Annotated in this window: 14 protein-coding genes and 1 pseudogene; 10 read left to right on the top strand and 5 right to left on the bottom strand. The window is 56.7% G+C overall.

What is annotated here, in order from left to right:
- Positions 1-164: 164 nt before the first annotated feature.
- The 6 genes from ACZIYR_RS17580 to ACZIYR_RS17555 all read left to right on the top strand — a co-directional run bounded on the left by ACZIYR_RS17580 (position 165) and on the right by ACZIYR_RS17555 (position 7,285).
- Positions 165-956 carry an IclR family transcriptional regulator domain-containing protein gene (locus ACZIYR_RS17580; protein ID WP_483527560.1) on the top strand — a complete coding sequence of 264 codons (792 nt, stop codon included), beginning with the start codon at positions 165-167 and terminating at the stop codon, positions 954-956.
- Positions 957-1,220: 264 nt separating this feature from the next.
- Positions 1,221-2,207, top strand: coding sequence for a Bug family tripartite tricarboxylate transporter substrate binding protein (locus ACZIYR_RS17575; protein WP_483527559.1), 987 nt, complete (start codon positions 1,221-1,223; stop codon positions 2,205-2,207).
- A 78-nt stretch (positions 2,208-2,285) separates the two neighbouring features.
- On the top strand, positions 2,286-2,786 hold the full coding sequence (locus ACZIYR_RS17570; RefSeq protein WP_483527558.1) for a tripartite tricarboxylate transporter TctB family protein: 501 nt from the start codon (positions 2,286-2,288) through the stop codon (positions 2,784-2,786).
- A 32-nt stretch (positions 2,787-2,818) separates the two neighbouring features.
- Positions 2,819-4,315, top strand: coding sequence for a tripartite tricarboxylate transporter permease (locus tag ACZIYR_RS17565; protein ID WP_483527557.1), 1,497 nt, complete (start codon positions 2,819-2,821; stop codon positions 4,313-4,315).
- Between the two features lie 155 nt (positions 4,316-4,470).
- Positions 4,471-5,868: a 2-oxoadipate dioxygenase/decarboxylase HglS gene (gene hglS, locus ACZIYR_RS17560; RefSeq protein WP_483527556.1), complete on the top strand. Its 1,398-nt coding sequence runs from the start codon at positions 4,471-4,473 to the stop codon at positions 5,866-5,868.
- A gap of 181 nt (positions 5,869-6,049) precedes the next feature.
- Positions 6,050-7,285 (top strand): hypothetical protein, encoded by a 1,236-nt coding sequence (locus ACZIYR_RS17555; RefSeq protein WP_483527555.1) that lies wholly within the window; start codon positions 6,050-6,052, stop codon positions 7,283-7,285.
- A gap of 13 nt (positions 7,286-7,298) precedes the next feature.
- On the opposite strand, the gene ACZIYR_RS17550 is transcribed toward ACZIYR_RS17555, so the two are convergent.
- On the bottom strand, positions 7,299-8,012 hold the full coding sequence (locus ACZIYR_RS17550) for an SDR family NAD(P)-dependent oxidoreductase (protein ID WP_483527554.1): 714 nt from the start codon (positions 8,010-8,012) through the stop codon (positions 7,299-7,301).
- A gap of 163 nt (positions 8,013-8,175) precedes the next feature.
- On the opposite strand from ACZIYR_RS17550, the gene ACZIYR_RS17545 reads away from it, so the two are divergent.
- Entirely contained in the window at positions 8,176-9,069 is an 894-nt protein-coding gene (locus ACZIYR_RS17545; protein ID WP_483527553.1) for a 3-hydroxyacyl-CoA dehydrogenase NAD-binding domain-containing protein, read from the top strand.
- 117 nt (positions 9,070-9,186) lie between these two features.
- Here the strand turns inward: ACZIYR_RS17545 and ACZIYR_RS17540 are convergent, their stop codons facing one another.
- Positions 9,187-10,341, bottom strand: coding sequence for an acyl-CoA dehydrogenase family protein (locus ACZIYR_RS17540; protein WP_483527552.1), 1,155 nt, complete (start codon positions 10,339-10,341; stop codon positions 9,187-9,189).
- Positions 10,342-10,391: 50 nt separating this feature from the next.
- The gene (locus ACZIYR_RS17535; RefSeq protein WP_483527551.1) at positions 10,392-11,246 is read right to left on the bottom strand and encodes an IclR family transcriptional regulator; all 855 of its coding nucleotides are present in this window, start codon (positions 11,244-11,246) and stop codon (positions 10,392-10,394) included.
- 248 nt (positions 11,247-11,494) lie between these two features.
- Between ACZIYR_RS17535 and ACZIYR_RS17530 the strand changes: the two genes are divergently transcribed.
- From ACZIYR_RS17530 to ACZIYR_RS17520, 3 genes are read left to right on the top strand one after another with little or no spacing between them, the layout of a single operon-like run.
- On the top strand, positions 11,495-12,286 hold the full coding sequence (locus tag ACZIYR_RS17530) for an enoyl-CoA hydratase (protein WP_228169037.1): 792 nt from the start codon (positions 11,495-11,497) through the stop codon (positions 12,284-12,286).
- A complete protein-coding gene (locus ACZIYR_RS17525) occupies positions 12,286-13,815 on the top strand; it encodes a 3-hydroxyacyl-CoA dehydrogenase (protein ID WP_483527550.1) in 1,530 nt (509 codons plus the stop codon). Before ACZIYR_RS17530 ends, ACZIYR_RS17525 begins: the two co-directional genes overlap by 1 nt.
- Before the next feature lie 41 nt (positions 13,816-13,856).
- Positions 13,857-15,080 carry a CaiB/BaiF CoA transferase family protein gene (locus ACZIYR_RS17520; RefSeq protein ID WP_483527549.1) on the top strand — a complete coding sequence of 408 codons (1,224 nt, stop codon included), beginning with the start codon at positions 13,857-13,859 and terminating at the stop codon, positions 15,078-15,080.
- Positions 15,081-15,111: 31 nt separating this feature from the next.
- Here ACZIYR_RS17520 and ACZIYR_RS17515 read toward each other — a convergent pair.
- Both ACZIYR_RS17515 and ACZIYR_RS17510 read right to left on the bottom strand, forming a co-directional pair.
- A pseudogene (locus tag ACZIYR_RS17515) lies at positions 15,112-15,618 on the bottom strand (IS30 family transposase); the annotation flags it as partial.
- Between the two features lie 29 nt (positions 15,619-15,647).
- A complete protein-coding gene (locus ACZIYR_RS17510) occupies positions 15,648-16,175 on the bottom strand; it encodes a DUF1269 domain-containing protein (RefSeq protein WP_473031658.1) in 528 nt (175 codons plus the stop codon).
- Positions 16,176-16,457: the final 282 nt, after the last annotated feature.

Genomic DNA, 16,457 nt, shown 5'->3' with positions numbered 1-16,457 from the left:
ATAGCTTATGGTTTGTGCGTATTGCGGACATAAATTTTCATTGCGAACAAAATACCTCCGCCTCGATCATTCGTCAAACTCCCATGCCGTGCTGACTGGCGATGCAATGTTCGCTATGCGTTCGGATACTCAATATTAGAAAAATTTAATTTTATGGAGAAAAAATGTCACATAGTGCTGTAGATGGAGCGATTACATTTGAGGATCGTGATTTCGTCACCGCTCTCGCCAGAGGGCTGGAAGTAATTCTGGCTTTCGATGAGGCGCATCCGCGTATGACACTGAGTGAGGTGGCTGCTCGGACCGGCATGAACCGCGCCCGTGCCAGGTGCTTTTTGCTGACCCTGCATGCGTTGGGCTATGTGCGCAAGCAGCAGCGCGTCTTCGAGCTAACCCCTAAGGTCTTACAGCTCGGCTACGCTTTCCTGTCGGCTAGTGACTATCGAAGTGTGATTCAGCAAGTCCTTGAGGACATTACCAGCGAGTGTGGCGAATCATCGTCTCTGGGGATGCTGGATGGTGATGAGGTCACCTATGTGGCGCGTTCCTCTTCTCGACATCGGTTGCTGGCCATCACTCTTTCGGTAGGTGCGCGTTTGCCAGCGGCGTCCACCTCCATCGGACGAGCATTGCTGGCCCAGCTTTCCGGTGGTGATCTCAATGCATGGTTAGCTCGCGTGAAGCTGACCCAGCACACTGAGAAGAGCATCATCGATAAAGCTGGTCTCAAACAGTGCATCCTCGATGTGCGTCATCAAGGTTACGCCGTCATAGACCAGGAGCTCGACTCCGGACTGCGTTCCATCGCAGTGCCGGCTTTCGATGCTAACGGTAAGTTGCTTGGCGCGATCAACATCATTACGAATGCTGTTCGCGTCGGTTACGAGGCCCTGGTGGACCAGTACCTGCCACTGCTACAGGATAAGGTCAGGCTTATTCGTACCAGTGTCAGTTGAACCCTGGGAGTCAGTCTATCCGCGCGAGGTCGGCAGTCATCAGCCCTACGGAGCTCTATCGAGGCATGATGAGGATGCCCAGCCCACGTTCGGGGTGACAGCTTGCCCTTAGATGCAGCGAATGTCATCTGATGTGAACGGGCCCGTGATGATCGTGCTTAAGACTAAAGTTGAGTATCAAGCGCTAAGCTGGCCACATTAGGCTGTGTGTGGTTGACGAATCTATGTTCACAATGCGAACAAGACTGATCGAAGGAGATAACGATGAACAACTTCCTCAAGTCCCTCTGCGTGGCCACCTGCGGGGGTGCAGTGGCGCTAACACTGTCTGTTTCTTCTGCCCAGGCCGATGATTGGCCGAGCGGAGATGTTCGCTTAGTGGTTCCTTATGCGCCGGGGGGGACTACCGACGTTCTATCCCGCCGCGTTGCGGATCTTCTACAGAATGAACTCGAGGCCAATGTCGTTGTTGAGAATCGCCCAGGTGCGGGTTCAACCGTGGCCACTGGCCGTCTTGCGCGCGGCGGGCGCGATTCCGATCACACCATCCTGATGGCTTCGCCGGGGCACACCATCGGTGCGGCTATCTATCCTGACTTGGCCTATGATCCGGTGAATGACTTCGTCTTCCTGCAGAACCTGATCGACATCCCCAACGTCATGGTGGTGCCGGCCGACAGCCCCTACGACAGTGTCATCGAGTTCGTTGAGACGGCCAGAGAGCAGAGCATGACCTTTAGCCATAGCGGCGTGGGAAGCTCCATTCACATGTCCGGCGAATTGTTCAAGACGCTGACCGAGACTAATCTCACTGCTGTGCCCTTTGCCGGCAGCGGAGCGGCACTGCCGGCCCTGCTCGGCGGTGACGTCGATGTCTCCTTCGAGAACATGCCCACCGTGCTGTCTCACATTCGCTCCGGAGACCTGAAGCCGCTGGCGGTGACTTCTGCCAGCCGGTCGCCTCACCTTCCGGACGTGCCGACTCTGAGCGAGATTGGCGAGTACAACCTTGATCAGTTTATTACCACCGCCTGGTTCGGCCTGATTGCCCATGAGTCTTTTCCTCAGGAAGCGCAGGATGCCATGCAAGAAGCCCTTGCTGGCGTGATGCAGCGAGAAGAGTTCCTCAACTTTGCAGACCAGCTGGGCGCCGAGTTGGGCCAGGTGTCCGGTGAGGAGTTCCAGGTGTTCATTGCGGAGGAGGTCGAGCGCTGGCAGGAAGTTGCCGAGCAGGCCGGCATCAGCCAATAAACGAATAAGCTGATTCTAACTCATCACTGAGGCAAGGGAGGCACCCCTTGCCTCAGCATTCGCCCGTTGAGTGTTACTATGTCGACTTCGCTTACCAAACGTATTAAGATGATACGCGACCCAGGTGATGTCCTTTCAGGGGGCATACTGCTTGCCGCTTCCGTGATTCTTTTGTTCTATCTGGTGCCCAACTACATCAGTGAGCCGCCGATTCTGCAGAATCCTATGATGTCGCCACGTTGGCTGCCACGCATCGTGGGCGGATTGATGCTTGGCTTTTCCTTCCTACTCATCGTACAAGGTCTGTTAGTCGATAATACAGGTAAAGATGATGGGCGCCGACTCAACAAAGGTTCAAAGCTGCGCTTCGCCATGATGGTGGTTGCTCTGGTGGTCTATGTTGGACTATTTGAAGCACTCGGCGCTGTGATTGCTGGGATTCTGGCCACTCTGATTCTGTTTGCTGCACATCCGGTTCAGACCTGGTGGGTTTACAGCCTGGCAGTCGTCTTTCCTGCTGCTGTCGCTTTTATCTTCGTAAATGTCATGAATGTGCCGCTTCCACTGATGCCTTTTTGATGGCAGGCGCCTCATCTAGCCCTAGGTGACCTATGGATATGTTTTCGGAAGTCCTGCAACTCTTTCTCAGTCTTGATAATATTTTTGCCATTGCGCTGGGTGTGATCATAGGTGTAGTGGTGGGCTCGATTCCTGGTCTGACCGCTACCATGGCGGTTGCGCTTGCGTTGCCTTTCACCTTCAGCATGGAGCCAATCGCAGCCATCCTGCTGTTGGTGGGTATCTATAAAGGTGGTATGTATGGTGGCTCGATCACGGCTATTTTGATCCGCACGCCGGGCTCGCCGGCGTCGGCCTGTACCCTGCTTGATGGTTATCCCCTCGCTCAGCAGGGGCATGCTAAGAAGGCCCTCAAAACGGCGCTCTATTCATCCGTCATTGCCGACTTTATCTCAAATATTGCGCTGATCTTTTTTGCCGCCTATCTGGCAAAGATTGCCCTGAATTTTGGGGCTCCGGAATTTTTCTGGCTGATCTGCTTTTCATTGACCATCATTATCTCGCTGGCCAGTGGTTCGATGGTCAAGGGATTGCTGGCAGCGTTGATGGGTATCCTGCTCTCGCTGGTGGGGCTGGATGAGGTCTACGGCTCACAGCGCTTGACCTTCGGCAATTACAACCTGATGGACTCTATCTCGTTCATACCGCTACTAATTGGGTTGTTTGCGATTCCGGAGATCATAGAGTTCTATCGCAAGAAAGTCGTTCCGCATATCAAGGCCAAGGCCAGTGGGGTCGGCATGACCCTGGCAGAGTTCAAACGCTGCCTCAAGCCAATAGTCCGTGGGAGCCTGTTTGGGGTGCTTATAGGTGCCATTCCCGGTACCGGCGCCACCGCTGCAGCCTTCATCTCCTACAGCGATGCCCGGCGCCGCTCACCCAACCGTGACAATTTCGGCAAGGGCGAAGTGGAAGGTGTGGCCGCGGCCGAAGCGGGCAACAACGGCGTTGCCGGCTCCACCATGATTCCGTTGCTGTCGCTGGGTATCCCTGGGGATGTAATCACCGCTATCATCCTAGGGGCCTTCATGGTTCACGGCCTGACGCCTGGCCCAATCATGTTCCAGGAGAATTTAACACTGATCTATGCGCTGTTTGTTGGCATCATGTTGAGTTCACTGGTGCTGCTGGTGGTCGGAAGTGGTGCGATCAAGTACTTTTCACTGATCGCCGATATCCCCAAATCGATTCTCTTCCCCATTGTGCTGATGTTCTGCGTATACGGTGCCTATGCCGTCAATAATGATACCTTCGACGTGTGGTTGATGCTGGGCTTCGGCGTGCTGGGCTACATCTTTAACCGGGCGGCCATTCCTGCCGCGCCGTTCCTCATCGGCTTCATCCTCGGGCCGATGTTTGAGGACAACCTGCGGCGCTCGCTGCTGATCGGACATGGCGACATGTCGATCTTCGTGCGTGGCCCGATCACTTGGTTCTTCATCGCCTTGACCCTGGGATCGATCCTGCTGGCGCTCTATCGTTACTTCTCTGCACGCAACCAGTCCTCACTAAGCTCTGACAAGCCGTAGGAGGTCCCATACGCCCTATCTTGTCCGGCCAGAGCCGCTGAGCCAAGGTCGAATAAGGAGACTTCCCTGAAATTCAGCTGGCTGTCCCGGGTTCGTTCCGGGACGGCAGGTAGTATGTCGGCTGTCATGCGAATAGCAAGAGAGAGAATCAAACAATGAGCGGGAACTATATTGCCAGCGACCGCATTCGCGATCGTTTCTCCCAAGCAATGTCCGATATGTACCGCCAGGAGGTACCTCAATATGACTCGCTGCTCTCACTGGTCGATGAGGTGAACCGCGAGATGCTGGCGTGTAACCCATCTCTAGAGCAAGAGTGGACACTTACGGGCGAACTCGAGCGGCTGGGCGTAGAGCGGCATGGTGCCATCCGTGTTGGCACGCCGGGTGAGCTGGCGCTGTTGCGCCGCATGTTCGCGGTAATGGGCATGTACCCGGTGGGCTACTATGACCTTTCGGTGGCTGGCGTGCCGGTGCACTCCACCGCCTTTCGCCCCGTCGAGGATGAGGCGCTGCGGCGCAACCCGTTCCGCCTTTTCACTTCGCTGCTGCGCCTGGAGCTCATTGGTGATGACGGGCTGCGCGCGCGGGCTGCAGCGATTCTCACCGAACGTGAGATCGCTACGCCCGAGGCCGTAGCCCTGATCGAACGCCACGAAGCCCGGGGCGGGCTGACCGAGGCCGAGGCCGAGCGCTTCGTGGCCGAGGCGCTGCAGACTTTCCGCTGGCATCGCAATGCCACCGTGGACCTAGCCACCTATCAGGCGTTGCACGACGAACACCGCCTGATTGCCGATGTGGTCTGCTTTCGTGGGCCGCACATCAACCACCTTACCCCACGCACCCTAGACATCGATGAGGTGCAACGGCGCATGCCTGAAAAGGGCATCGTGCCCAAGTCAATCATAGAGGGGCCGCCCAGGCGCCACTGCCCGATCCTGCTGCGCCAGACCAGCTTCAAGGCGCTGGAGGAGTCCATCCTCTTCGCTGATGCGGCCCAGGGCCGCCATACAGCCCGATTCGGCGAAATTGAACAGCGTGGCATGGCGCTGACGCGCAAGGGGCGAGCGCTCTACGACCGCCTGCTGGCCGCTTCCCGTGAGGGGGGGAGTGGAACTGACAACGCAATCCATCAGGTTTGGCTGGGTGATATCTTCGCCGACTTTCCCGATGAGCCGGCCGAGCTGCGCCGACAGGGTTTGGCCTTTTTCCACTACCGCGCGGTGGCCGGGGCGAAGGTGATAGGCGACATCGACGTTGGCCAGGTCGAGGCGCTGATCGAACAGGGCGCTTTGATTGCAACGCCGATGATCTACGAAGATTTTCTTCCGGTCAGTGCGGCGGGGATTTTCCAGTCGAACTTGGGTAGCGGCGTTGGAGAGCAGTATGGCAGTCAGTCGAGCCAGGCGCTTTTCGAGCAGGCCTTGGGCGAGACAGTAATTGACGAGATTGTACTCTACGAGAGGTGCCAGCAAGCATCGCTCGATCGGGCGCTAGACGAGCTGAGGGCTCTGGGTGAGGTCGACACCTCGCAAAGCCAGCGTGGGCTCTAAGAAGGTTGTGACGACTCGCCAATGCTCTGGGATCCGATCCAATGCTCTGGCTAGCGTTCTGCTTGCCATCGCTATGGTGCTAACCGCCTGGCGCCAAATGGGGGCGGCGGCGACGGTTGGCTATTTCGTTGAAGTCGTGCTTGTAGGCTTTCTAGTATTGATCTGGCCACGCCTATCGTACATGGCGCGTCTGCTGTTGGTGGCATGTGGTGCGGCCACGCTTCTTGCCCTATGGCGTCTTGCCTCACCCTGGGGGGCACTTCACGAGGCCGCCAGTAGCTTCGCTTTCCTTGCAGCTTTCATGTCCGCTCTGGCGCTGCTGCGCCTGCCAGCCTATCGTTCGAGGCTGATTCGTCGATGTGGGCAGAGCCTGCTGATGCAGCCCCCCACTTGGCGCTACCCCCTGCTCTCGCTGGGGTCGACACTGTTTGGCATTGTGCTCAACTTCGGCGTACTCAATCTATTCATGTCGATGATCGACAGGGCCAATACTCTCCGCTCGGCTCAGGGGAAAGTGTGGCTGCAAGAGGTGCGGCGCAGGCGCATGTTAGTGGCAACTTTGCGCGGCTTCACCCTAGCGCCGTTGGTTTCTCCTCTAGGCATCGGCGTCGCGGTGGTGTTGGGCAATCTTGATCGGCTGACTTGGGCTGATCTATTTCCCTATGTGCTAGTGTCGTCTGTTGTGCTGTTTTTCCTGGGTTGGGCCTGTGATCAGTTTTCAGGCCCTCGCCCGAGAGCCAGTGGAACAGTGTCCAAGCGGCCCTCGCTGATGCCGCTGGGGACCTTTAGTTTGCTGCTGCTGGCCCTGGTAATGCTGGTATTCATTCTAGCTAGCGTATTGTCTCTTCGGCTGCCTCAGGCTGTGTTGTTGGGTGTGCCACTGGGTGCTTGGCTGTGGCTGGTCTGGCAGTGTCGTCGCCTTGGATCTGCCGGTGTAGGACCTGCAGCAACATTGTTGGTCCGTCGTGTGCCCGGTGTGCTGGGAGGAATTGGTAATGAGGTAGTAGCGCTGGGTTCTAGCGCCTACCTGGGTTATCTCAGCGTGGCTTTACTAGATCCTGAGCAGCTGGAATGGGCAGCGACCCTGTTGGTTGCTTTAGGAGGCTGGTTGCCGGTGTTAGCGCTCCTGCTGATCTTTGCGTTTTCCCAGGTGGGCGTAAATCCGATCATCAGCGTGACCTTCTTAACCAGTATGGTCGCCCAAGTGGGACTAGAAGGTGTGTCGTTGCCGCTGTTTGCGACAGCTATGCTGGCAGGTTGGTCGTTGACCATGGTGTCGTCGCCGTTCACGGCGGCGATGATGATCATGTCACGTTCCACCGGCATGACTGCTGGGCAAATTGGCCTGCGCTGGAATGGTGTTTTTCTGGCGGCCTCGCTGATGACGGCCGCCGTGTTGTTTCGATTGGTGAGTTGAGTAAAGTGGGTGCTTATCCCATGGTGACACCACCGCAAACGAAAAGCGTCTGCCCGGTGATGAAGCTGCTGCTGGAGTCGCAGAAGAAGCTGACTGCCTGAGCAACATCTTCGGGTTGACCGATGCGCTGCGCCGGAATGTTCTCGATGATGCGACGCGCACGCTCAGAATTGGGGGGATTGTTTTCCCAGAATGCAGTGGTAGCGATCGGCCCTGGAGCCACGCAGTTGACTGTGACTCCGTTGCTGGCCAACTCCAGCGCCCATGTGCGTGCCATGGATTGCAATGCCCCTTTCGTCGCGCTGTACAGAGTGCGGGCCTCCTTGCCCAGTACCACACGGCTGGCATTCATTACTATGCGGCCTTGACCATGGCGGCGCATGCTGGGCAGAAGAGATTGAGTGCACACCAGCGCGGAACGCACGTTGAGATGCATCAGTGGGTCAAAATCTTCGACACATGTGTCGTCAAGCAGGGCAGGGCGCACTATGCCAACATTATTGACGAGGCACGTCACCGCATGGGCATCGGCAATCGGCTGGAGTATCTGGCGGGTTGCATTGACGTCACTGAGGTCGACTTGATGAGCATCTGCTTTCAGAGACTCTGCCTCGGGTGGCTCGATGTCTAGCACGAAGACGCGATAGCCATCTTGCTGTAAGCGTAAGGCAATGGCTTGGCCGATGTTTCGCGCACCACCGGTGACGACAGCACAGGGTTTAGACATAGAGAAATCCTTATGGAGTTGGGAGGTTACTTTGGAGGGGGATGTTCTGATTATACGCTAAATAATGCTGACTTCGTATACACTTTATTTTCCGCTTCCATCTGTTGGGAGCAAGGCCACCTGTGTCACCATGGTGAGTACTAAAATCGTATAGGAGTAATGTATGCAGTTATATAAAAAAGGCCTGGTTGTCGGGGCTGGCACCATGGGGATGAAGCTTGCTAAGCTAATGCTTGGTAACGGCATGACAGTGACTGTGGTAGATATCAATTCCAAGGTGTTGGATCGTTGTCGCCAGGCCCTGCAGTCTGATCTAGGTAACGAGGTGCAAGCTCACTTTGTCAACGATTGGTTGCAGGTGGGGGAGTGCGATGTCGTGGTCGAGAGCGTCACCGAAGACCTTGCACTAAAGCAGCGAGTGCTGAAGGATGTGGAGGCTCATGTTGGTGACGCAACACTGATACTAACCAATACATCAGGACTTTCTATCGATGATCTGTCTGATGTGCTGACTCGTCCGGAGCGGTTTGTGGGAGCTCATTTTTTTAATCCTGCAGATCTCATACCGACTGTCGAGGTGATCCCAGGGCGATTCACTTCTGATACCTGTGTCGATCACGCGGTTAACGTACTCCGGGGGCTCGGAAAGCGTCCTGCCGTGCTGAAGAAAAGCGTGCCGGGCTTCGTGGCGAATCGTATTCAGCATGCATTGATGCGTGAGTGCCTCTCGATTTTGGAGCAAGGCGTTGTGGACGCCGAGACATTAGACGATATCGTACGCTATTCAATTGGTATTCGTCTTGCTATCAACGGGCCACTACGCCAGCGGGATCTTAATGGACTGGACACCCATCTCAATATCTCAGGCTACCTGTATCAGAGCTTGGATAATCGCAACACACCATCCCCTCTGCTTGAGGCGTTGGTGGAAAAGGGGTGTCTCGGTCGTAAGAGTGGAAGCGGCTTCTATGAATGGCCTGCTGGAAGTGGGGAGAACTCCGACCGTCAGGAGAGAGAGTTGCTTGTGAGTCTCTTGTCAATGATGAGAGAGGATTAAGGCTGGTAGGAGCAATTGTTATTAATTGATGATGCTATAGAAACACTCCCTTGCCTGAGGTTGGGGCGACGTTAGGCAAGGGGGCTTAGTATGGAGGTGCCTAAAATAGGATAAAGTTTAACTCTGGGCTTCTCGAATCATGTTGCGAGAGATGATCACCTGCTGAATTTGGGTGGTGCCTTCATAGAGTCGGAATAGGCGTACATCGCGGTAGAACCGCTCAACGGCGTATTCGCTGATATAGCCGGCTCCGCCATGAATTTGCACACCACGGTCTGCCACGCGGCTGCACATTTCCGTCGCGAACATCTTGGAACAGGAGGCCTCGGTGCTGACGTTCTGGCCTTCATCCCGCTTGCGTGCGGCATCCAGTACCATACACTTGGCGGCATAGATCTCAGCCTTGGAGTCTGCCAGCATTCCCTGGATCAGCTGGAATTCCGCGATGGGCTTGCCGAATTGCTTGCGTTCCATAGCGAAGCGAAGGGAGTCCTCCAGAACACGCTCGGCTGCGCCCACTGCGATGGCGGCAATATGCAGGCGCCCCTTATCCAGCACTTTCATTGCAGTCTTGAAGCCGACGCCTTCCTGCTCGCCAATCAGAGCGCTTTCCGGAACCCGGACATTGTCAAAGATGATATCTGCAGTGTGAGCCCCCTTCTGGCCCATCTTCTTGTCGCACTTCCCAACCGTGATACCCGAGGTATTGGCATCTACAATAAAGGCGCTGATACCTTTGGCACCTTTGATATCCGGGTTGGTGCGCGCCATGACGGTGAAGATGCCGGCATGCGGTGCGTTGGTGATGTAGCGCTTTGTGCCATTGATGATGTATTCATTTCCATCCTTTACAGCAGTCGTCCTTAATGACGCCGCATCGGACCCTGAATCCGGTTCGGTCAGGCAGAAAGAGCTGAGAATCTCACCGCTGGCCAGCCGTGGCAGGTAGCGGGATTTCTGCTCGTCTGTGCCGTCGAGAAGAATGCCAATTGAGCCGATACCGTTGTTGGTCCCGATGAAGGAGCGAAAAGCAGGAGAGGTTCTGCCAAGCTCAAAGGCAATGTTGACTTCTTCCTCCATTGTGACTCCGAGGCCGCCAAACTCCTCGGGAATGGTAAGCCCAAACATTCCCATATCGCGCATTTGCGATACGATGTCGTCAGGAATTTTGTCAGTTTCGGCGACTTCTTCCTCTCGTGGAATAAGCTCTTCGTTGACAAAGCTACGAATAGAGTCAAGAAGAATCTGCATTGTTTCCTGGTCGCGAATCATGATCTCATCTCGCTGATATAGTGGTTGCTGGTCAGTTTTTATCTCGCTGTTTACGAGATTTGGGTATTGATATCATTCACCATCTGTACCAGCCGGGGTCCAATAAATTCTTCAAGTTTCTCGCGAGAAACCTGGAATTCGGGGCCTCCGCAGTTGAACGCGAGCACCCCTAGCTGCGGGTGGTTCAAGGGAACCGCAACCGCATTGACTTTTTTCTGCCAATCGCCCATCGACAGGCAGTAGCCATATTCTGCGTACTCTTTGAAGGCGCCATCCAGTGCTCTGCGAATGTCTGGCCATTCGTCGGGATGGCTCTGCTGTATATGCTCCATGATCACCTCGGCTTCTTCTTGAGGCATAGCGGCCAGGCAGGCGCGACCGGCCGAGCTTTGGTGAATCGGGAGGCGTGTTCCGATCTGGCGGCGAATAGTGGAGCGTAGGGCGCTCTGGACAACGTCCAGGTAGACCATGTCTAAACGGTCACGTGCCGACATCGCCACGGTGGCGCCGACTTCATCGGCGAGGTTCACCATCAAGGGCTGGGCAACCGAGCGAATCGGGAGATTGGAGATCATGGAGTAGCCGAAGGACATCACGCCTACGTCCAGTTGATACTTCCCGCGCGGCAGAGGACGAAGATAGCCGAGCCTGGCGAGGGTGTGGGTCAGCCGGCTCACGGTGGGGCGTGGCAGCCCTGTCTTTCTAGCCAGATCGAGGTTGCTGAGCATGCTATCCCGTGGGGTGAAGCAGCGTAGCAGCTCCAACCCCCGTGCCAGCGATGTCACGAACTGTCGATCCTTCTCCTGCTCTTCCATCGCATGGATAGGGTCTACCACGATCTGGAAGTCGCTCTGGCTGTCTTTTTTCTTCACTGAATCCTCGCTCCCGTGGCGGATAGCAGTCATGAAAGTTTGCGCGCACTGTCTCTGTGATGTCAATTCTGCAATCTAAAAGACCGCTTGGCGGACATTTATGGGGGCTGTCATTTTCATCGGGGCGACATCCTCGCTGTTTCTCAAGCCCTCCCCAAAACCACAAGGCGGCGTAAAGCGCGCGCAGCGATGTCGTTGACAGCTTTCTGCCAACCTGTGTAGGTTAACGAGTATAGCAAAACAAATGTCCGCATAGCGATCATTTTACTGTGAGGTGGTGCATGAACGACAAGCAGCAGCCCGCCGAGGTATACCTCGCCTCGCTCGACGAAGGGGTGGCGGTGGTTCGCATCGATCGACCATCCGCCAAGAATGCCCTCAACGGCGCCGTTAGGCGTCAGCTCGCCGAACTGTTCTCATCCCTGGCCCGGCGTGATGACGTGCGGGCTATCGTGCTGACGGGAGGGGAGCAGGTGTTTGTGGCCGGTGCTGACGTCAAGGAGTTTGCCACGGCGTCGCCCACCGAGATGCATTTGCGCCACAACGAGCGGTTCTGGGAGCCCATTGCGCACTGCCCCAAGCCGGTCATTGCTGCGGTCAATGGCTTCGCTCTGGGCGGCGGCTGTGAGCTTGCCATGCACTGCGACATCATCGTGGCCGGCGAGTCCGCCCGGTTCGGGCAACCTGAAGTCAAACTTGGCCTGATGCCCGGCGCTGGAGGGACCCAACGCCTGGTACGCGCGGTGGGTAAGTTCCAGGCGATGCGCATGCTGATGACCGGCTGCATGGTACCGGCGCCCGATGCACTGCGTATGGGGCTAGTCAGCGAGGTCGTCCCCGATGAGCAGACGCTCGAGCGTGCCAAGGCATTGGCTCAGGAAATTGCCCATCTGCCGGCCTTGGCCGTGGAGCAGATCAAGGAGACCGTACTCGCCGGTGCCGACCTGCCGCTTGAGAGTGCGCTAGTCCTCGAGCGGAAGGCCTTCCAGATGCTGTTCGACACCAAGGATCAGAAGGAAGGGGCTGCCGCCTTCATCGAGAAGCGCAAACCGACCTATCGGGGGGAGTCATGATGGCAGGACAAGTGAATCGGCTGGGGATCGTCGGCACTGGTGTGATGGGCGCAGGGATCGCTCAGATAGCAGCTCAGGCCGGTCTCGAGGTCGCGCTGTTCGATAAGCGTGCCGGGGCTGCCAGCGCCGCACGTGATGGCCTGCAGGCGACATTCGATAAACTGGTGAGCAAAGGCAAGCTCTCTCGTGAGTCTGCCGAGGAGGCCTTGGCCCATCTTTCCGTCGTCGACTCGATGACGGCCCTGGCGGATTGCGACCTGGTCATCGAGGCAATCGTCGAGGACCTTGGCATCAAGCAGGCCCTGTTCGCCGAGCTGGAGGCAATCGTGGCCCGCGATTGCATTCTGGCGACCAATACCTCGTCGCTTTCGGTCACGGCTATTGCCGCGGATCTGGCCTGTCCCGAACGGCTTGCCGGTTTCCACTTCTTCAACCCCGTGCCGCTGATGAAGGTCATCGAGGTGATCGGGGGGATTGATACCGACGAGACCGTGATCGACACCCTGCTGAATTTGGCAGGCCGGCTCGGGCACACCGGCGTGCGTGCCCAGGATACCCCTGGTTTCATCGTCAACCATGCAGGACGCGCTTACAGCACCGAAGGGTTGAAGATTCTTGAGGAGCGGGTAGCGCCACCAGAGGACATCGATCGGATCCTTCGCGAGCAGGCCGGGTTCCGGATGGGGCCGCTCGAGCTTTTTGATCTGACCGGCTTGGATGTCTCGCATCCTGCGATGGAGTCGATCTTCGAACAGTTCTATCACGATCCGCGTTATCGACCTTCCTCTATCTCACGGCAGATGCTGAAAGGTAAGCGACTGGGACGCAAGACAGGGATTGGTTTCTACCGCTATGAGGCAGGCAGGAAAATTGAAGCACTGACGCCACTGCCAGTGCCGGATGTTAGTGATCTACCGCCGATCTGGGTGGGGTGTGAGGATATTGCCCAGCGTGCAGAGGTTGCGTCACTCCTAGAATCGCTTGGTGGGCGAGTGGAGCCGACGGGTTCACCCTCTGAGCAGGCGCTTTGTCTGTTACTCCCCTTTGGTGATGATGCTGTGAGTGCGACTAATCACTTCGGTGTCGATCCCGAGCGTTCAGTCTGCCTCGATGTCCTCATGGGGCTTGAGTCTCATCGCACGCTGATGATGACACCAGTCACTCGACAGGAGATGCGGGACGCGGCTCATGCGTTGCTGGCATCGGATGGTGTTGGAGTGACAGTTATTCGTGACAGCGCGGGGTTTGTCTCGCAGCGTGTGCTTGCTTCGGTGGTCAACTTAGCTTGCGACATTGCACAGCGTGAAATTGCTACTCCTACTGATATCGATGATGCCGTCAGGCTGGGGCTCAACTATCCCCATGGTCCGCTGGCATGGGGGGATTCACTGGGGGCGAAGCGGTTGCTTGGCATATTGGACCGCATCTACGCGTTGACTGGGGACCCACGCTATCGGCCAAGCCCATGGCTTCGCCGTCGTGCCACTCTTGGGGTTTCACTGTTACATGTAGCACCGAGCTGTCGTTGATATTGGAGGTTACTCATGATGGTGGAAATTGGGGGTATACCATGGGGGCGCTAACGGGAGTCAGAGTGCTTGACTTGAGTCGTGTACTGGCCGGCCCATGGTGCAGTCAGGTGCTGGCGGATCTTGGTGCAGATGTTGTTAAAGTGGAGCGTGTTGGGCGGGGTGATGACACCCGGGCCTGGGGCCCCCCCTATATGAAGAATGCTCAGGGGGACGAGACGCAGGAAGCCTCATACTATCAGTCCACCAATCGCAACAAGCGATCTGTAGCGGTCGACATAGCGACTGAGAAAGGCCAGGAGATTGTCCGTGCCTTGGCTGCCGAGAGTGATGTGCTGATTGAGAACTTCAAGGCCGGTTCGTTGAAGAAATATGGACTGGGTTACGAATCGCTTTCGAAGATCAACCCCAGGCTGATCTATTGCTCCATCACGGGGTTCGGCCAGACGGGCCCTCGAGCGAAGGAGCCAGGTTATGATTTCATCATCCAGGGAGTGGGCGGGCTGATGAGCATCACCGGGGAGCGTGATGGCCTCCCTGGCGGAGGCCCACAGAAAGTAGGGGTGGCAGTAACCGACGTGATGACGGGGTTGTACTCGGTGATTGCCATTCAGGCCGCGCTGCTGTCACGAGAAAAAACTGGCCGTGGCCAGCATTGTGACATGGCCCTTCTGGATGTGCAGGTGGCGGCACTGGGCAACCAGAGTCAGAACTATCTCAGTACAGGCGTTTCGCCTGGTCGGTACGGAAATGCACACGCTAATATCGTTCCCTATAACTCATTTCATGCCAGCGACAAGGACTTCATCATCGCTTGTGGCAATGATTCGCAATTTTCTGCACTCTGCGAGGCCATCGGATTGCCAGGACTTTCCGATGATCCCCGGTTCGCTAAGAACGAGGATCGTGTAAGGAATCGAGACGTGGTCACTCAGATTCTCTCTGATCATTTCAAGGAGGGTAAGGCTGAGATGTGGGTGGAAAAAATTAGCAGCGTCAAGGTCCCGGTTGGCGTCATCAACGACATTGCCGGTGCTCTTGCTGAACCTCAGGTGGAAGCCCGTGGTATGCTGGTCAACATACCCCACTCCATGAATCCTGACTTCAAGATGGTTGGCAGCCCGATCCATCTTTCCGATACTTCGGTGGAGTACAAGAGGCCTGCGCCAATGCTGGGGCAGGATACTAATGATGTACTTTCGGAATACCTTGAGCTTTCCCCAGAGCAGTTGTCGCAACTGAAAAACGACGGTGTAGTGGGTTGACTCATGGCGGTATCAAGTTCTAAGCACAACACTATTGAAGGGTGTCCGGTCCAGCGACTGATTTCTGGAGCACCTCGGAATACACTTCCAGAGGCGTTCGTCAGTCCAAAGTCTTGCGGAGCCGTGTGTTTAAGGAATCTGCAATGGCATCGAGCTCTTTCTGGCTATAGACCGACAGGTCAGTGCCCTTCGGCAGGTACTGCCGCAACAAACCGTTGGTATTCTCGTTGGAGCCCCGTTGCCACGGGCTATGGGGATCGGCGAAATAGATGGCTGTCCCGGACCGAGTTGTGTGAACTCGGCATGTTTCATCATCTCCCTGCCCTGGTCATAGGTCGTAGAGCGCCGCAGGGCGCGTGGGACCTTGCTCAGCTTGTCGCTGAACCCAATGGCAGCAGCGGTGGCCGTTGTGCCATCCAGCTTTGCCAGTATCACCAGGCGCGTGGAGCGCTCCACTAGCGTGCCGACGGCGGATCGGTTGTTGGCTCCCATGATCAGGCCACCCTCCCCAGTGGCCGGGCATCAGCCGGTCTTCGATTCTGAGTCCAAAGCGGAGGACCTGCGTTTTCAGTGACCTTCGCCGCCGTGCTTGCGTTTGTCCCGGGGGCGTATCTTGTCGATCACGACCTCGGGGTGGTGGCGGCGGATCACACGCGTGACGTTCTCCTCTCGCTCGGCCGGAACGTCGACCATCAGCAGCAGCTGGCCTTGTTTTAACTGCTTGTCGAACTTGGCAACCTTGATGTCGCGCACCGATACGCCGACCATGGTGCTGGCCCAGATGCCGAACAGGGTGCCAAATACGCCTAGTCCTACCACCATCCAGACGATATGGGTGCCGGCCAGTATGAAGTGGATGGCCAGGCCCAGCGCCACGCCGACAGTACCCCCGGTGATGGCGCCTCTACGGAAGGCGTTGACCACGTCGGAGGTCTGGATCAGGGTTGCGTGGGGGACGCCCTCTTCCTCTTCGAGAGATCGCCAGTCCGTGCCCAGCACGTGCATGTCCTCCTTGGCCAGGCCCATCTCGCTGAGCTCATGGACGATGTCGGTGGCGGTGACCTTGTCGGGTATCAGAAAATATAAACGTAGCATGGCCAGGCTCCTCCCTCGTTCGTATGCAGTGGCGACCTGCGCCTGTTCGACTGCCTTGTCCCTCGGTTTAGCACTTGGGGTGGCCGGCTCGCCAACCGGGGCAGCCCTGCTGCCTAGTCGCGCTTGACTCCTTCGGGCCGAGCTGGCGCCGGGAGGGGTTGAAACGGCTGACGTCCGCCCTTAGATGATAGTAGCGGCTCCTTTCCTGGGGTCGCCCGCGGCTGTCTTGCCGTTGGTACGAGCCTAGCTGAAACTAATCACGGAAACACAGGAGGTGATTGG

It is taken from the genome of Billgrantia sp. NRB1, assembly GCF_056921725.1.
The sequence above is the reverse complement of the archived record's forward strand: the minus strand, read 5'-3'. Positions and strand labels throughout refer to the sequence as shown.